The sequence below is a fragment of the Agrobacterium sp. D14 genome (assembly GCF_001526505.1).
Classification (GTDB): Bacteria; Pseudomonadota; Alphaproteobacteria; order Rhizobiales; family Rhizobiaceae; genus Agrobacterium; species Agrobacterium leguminum.
In genome coordinates, this window is the sequence record NZ_ASXX01000040.1 from 2501 (window position 1) to 6426 (window position 3926).

A 3926-nucleotide genomic window follows, 5' to 3' on the forward strand; every position below is an offset into this window, starting at 1 on the left:
CCTTCTGGAGAAATAAAAGTTTGCATCGTTCGCAAGGACTGATGCCTGTTCTGAATACATTGTGAAGAGAAGATATGTCTGGAAGCGTCCAGGTGTTTTAAGCCCTTGAGGTTTGAAACGTCCGAGACCAATCCCTGAGAAACCATGAGATGGCTTAGTCGGCCGGAATTGGTGGAGGGGTTGGAGGTAGGAAGGATCGCTTGTCCGAGGCATTTTTGTTGTTGGAACTTTAAGTTCCTCTGATGAAGATGCTGGATTGATGTTGCCTGACCGCGCATCACCGGATGATATCTCGAGAAGCTGGTCTTAATGGTATGGCTTCGAGGTGCACCGGCGTGCCCTCAAAGAAGACCGTACCGACACGTCGATGTCATCAGGAAATGACTTGATTGTAAAAGGTAATCAGGTTGCCGTTCCTTTGGAACGGCTATGGATGAGCATAGACAATGAGAACGAAGAAGTGAATTAAGGGCATTTGGTGGATGCCTTGGCATGCACAGGCGAAGAAGGACGTGATACGCTGCGAAAAGCCGTGGGGAGCTGCGAATAAGCTTTGATCCATGGATCTCCGAATGGGGCAACCCACCTTAAATGCTTGGAAAATCCAAACCGTCTTCGACGGCTTGGGTTTCCAAGCATTGTGATAAGGTATCTTACTTTCGAATACATAGGGGTAAGAAGCGAACGCAGGGAACTGAAACATCTAAGTACCTGCAGGAAAGGACATCAACCGAGACTCCGCAAGTAGTGGCGAGCGAACGCGGACCAGGCCAGTGGCAATGATGAATAAAGCGGAACGATTTGGAAAAGTCGGCCATAGAGGGTGATAGCCCCTTACGCGTAGAACAGTCATTGTCCTTGAGTAGGGCGGGACACGTGAAATCCTGTCTGAACATGGGGAGACCACTCTCCAAGCCTAAGTACTCGTGCATGACCGATAGCGAACAAGTACCGTGAGGGAAAGGTGAAAAGCACCCCGACGAGGGGAGTGAAATAGAACCTGAAACCGGATGCCTACAAACAGTCGGAGCCCGCAAGGGTGACGGCGTACCTTTTGTATAATGGGTCAACGACTTAGTGTAACTAGCAAGCTTAAGCCGGTAGGTGTAGGCGCAGCGAAAGCGAGTCTGAATAGGGCGATTGAGTTAGTTGCATTAGACCCGAAACCGAGTGATCTAGCCATGAGCAGGCTGAAGGTTGGGTAACACCAACTGGAGGGCCGAACCCATAACTGTTGCAATAGTTCGGGATGACTTGTGGCTAGGGGTGAAAGGCCAATCAAACTCGGAAATAGCTGGTTCTCCGCGAAATCTATTTAGGTAGAGCGTCGACCGAATACCCTCGGGGGTAGAGCACTGGATGGGCTATGGGGACTCACCGTCTTACTGATCCTAACCAAACTCCGAATACCGAGGAGTACTAGTCGGCAGACACACGGCGGGTGCTAACGTCCGTCGTGAAAAGGGCAACAACCCTGACCTCCAGCTAAGGTCCCCAAGTCATGGCTAAGTGGGAAAGGATGTGAGGATCCCAAAACAACCAGGATGTTGGCTTAGAAGCAGCCATCATTTAAAGAAAGCGTAACAGCTCACTGGTCTAAATAAGGGTCTTTGCGCCGAAAATGTAACGGGGCTAAAGCCATGCACCGAAGCTGAGGATTTGCAGTAATGCAAGTGGTAGCGGAGCGTTCCGTAAGTCTGTGAAGGCGGACCCGTGAGGGCTGCTGGAGATATCGGAAGTGCGAATGTTGACATGAGTAACGATAAAGGGAGTGAGAGACTCCCTCGCCGAAAGACCAAGGGTTCCTGCTTAAAGTTAATCTGAGCAGGGTTAGCCGGCCCCTAAGACGAGGCGGACACGCGTAGTCGATGGGAACCACGTTAATATTCGTGGGCCTGGTGGTAGTGACGGATCTCGTGTGTTGTTCAACCTTATTGGATTGGTTGGGCGGCGAAGAGGTTCCAGGAAATAGCTCCACCGTATAGACCGTACCCGAAACCGACACAGGTGGTCAGGTAGAGTATACCAAGGCGCTTGAGAGAACTATGTTGAAGGAACTCGGCAAATTGCACGCGTAACTTCGGAAGAAGCGTGACCCTTTTGTACGCAAGTATGATGGGGTGGCACAGACCAGGGGGTAGCGACTGTTTATCAAAAACACAGGGCTCTGCGAAGTAGCAATACGACGTATAGGGTCTGACGCCTGCCCGGTGCTGGAAGGTTAAAGGGAGGGGTGCAAGCTCTGAACTGAAGCCCCAGTAAACGGCGGCCGTAACTATAACGGTCCTAAGGTAGCGAAATTCCTTGTCGGGTAAGTTCCGACCTGCACGAATGGCGTAACGACTTCCCCGCTGTCTCCAACATAGACTCAGTGAAATTGAATTCCCCGTGAAGATGCGGGGTTCCTGCGGTCAGACGGAAAGACCCCGTGCACCTTTACTATAGCTTTACACTGGCATTCGCCAAGGCATGTGTAGGATAGGTGGTAGGCTTTGAAGCAGGGACGCCAGTTTCTGTGGAGCCATCCTTGAAATACCACCCTTATCTTCGTGGATGTCTAACCGCGGTCCGTTATCCGGATCCGGGACAGTGTATGGTGGGTAGTTTGACTGGGGCGGTCGCCTCCGAAAGAGTAACGGAGGCGCGCGATGGTTAGCTCAGACCGGTCGGAAATCGGTCGTCGAGTGCAATGGCATAAGCTAGCCTGACTGCGAGACTGACAAGTCGAGCAGAGACGAAAGTCGGTCATAGTGATCCGGTGGTCCCGTGTGGAAGGGCCATCGCTCAACGGATAAAAGGTACGCCGGGGATAACAGGCTGATGACCCCCAAGAGTCCATATCGACGGGGTTGTTTGGCACCTCGATGTCGACTCATCGCATCCTGGGGCTGGAGCAGGTCCCAAGGGTATGGCTGTTCGCCATTTAAAGCGGTACGTGAGTTGGGTTCAGAACGTCGTGAGACAGTTCGGTCCCTATCTGCCGTGGGTGTAGGAATATTGACAGGATCTGTCCCTAGTACGAGAGGACCGGGATGGACGTATCTCTGGTGGATCTGTTGTCCTGCCAAGGGCATAGCAGAGTAGCTATATACGGAATGGATAACCGCTGAAGGCATCTAAGCGGGAAACCAACCTGAAAACGAGTGTTCCCTATCAGAGCCGTGGAAGACGACCACGTCGATAGGACGGGTGTGGAAGCACAGCAATGTGTGAAGCTTACCGTTACTAATAGCTCGATCGACTTCTTCGTTCCCATTGAATATGTTCATCGAACACAGTTCGATGACATCTGTTCTGTCCTGACGCCCGAAGGGCTCCGGACGGGCCGCGCCACAGAGCGCGACGACCTCTGGTCTGTATGGCTGCCTCGCTCGCTGTCGAGCAAAGGCGGAATACGGACGGGTTACAGAAGACGTGTTAAATAGAGCTTCGGCTCTCCAGCTTCTCGAAAACAACAGTCATGTGAAAACATGAACTAGGTTGCTTTGGCCACCTGGTCCCTCATATCAGAGGTGACCGTATGGCCGATTGGCGTCCCCCGTGAGCGACAAGCGAACGGGATAAGGCATGCCAATCCAATAAAGAGCAACATATGTTCATGCGTTCCGCATGAACATATGTTGCGTTTTGCCGACCTGGTGGTTATCGCGGGGCGGCTGCACCCGTTCCCATTCCGAACACGGCCGTGAAACGCCCCAGCGCCAATGGTACTTCGTCTCAAGACGCGGGAGAGTAGGTCGCTGCCAGGTCTGCAAAACGCAACACAAAATCTTCTCACTCACAAAAGGGGCAAAAAGCCCAAATCAAAAGGCCGCAAATGCGGCCTTTATGCTATAATAAAACCATCAACGCGGGGTGGAGCAGCCCGGTAGCTCGTCAGGCTCATAACCTGAAGGCCGCAGGTTCAAATCCTGCCCCCGCAACCA

At 52.3% G+C, this 3926-nt stretch carries 1 tRNA gene and 2 rRNA genes; all 3 read left to right on the forward strand.

What is annotated here, in order from left to right:
* The first annotated feature begins 454 nt into the window (after window positions 1-454).
* The 3 genes from L901_RS19415 (at window position 455) to L901_RS19425 (ending at window position 3926) form a co-directional block, all read left to right on the forward strand.
* Window positions 455-3250: ribosomal RNA gene (locus tag L901_RS19415) — 23S ribosomal RNA — on the forward strand.
* Window positions 3251-3634: 384 nt separating this feature from the next.
* Window positions 3635-3749 (forward strand): 5S ribosomal RNA (rrf, locus tag L901_RS19420).
* Between the two features lie 100 nt (window positions 3750-3849).
* Window positions 3850-3926: transfer RNA gene (locus L901_RS19425), tRNA-Met, on the forward strand.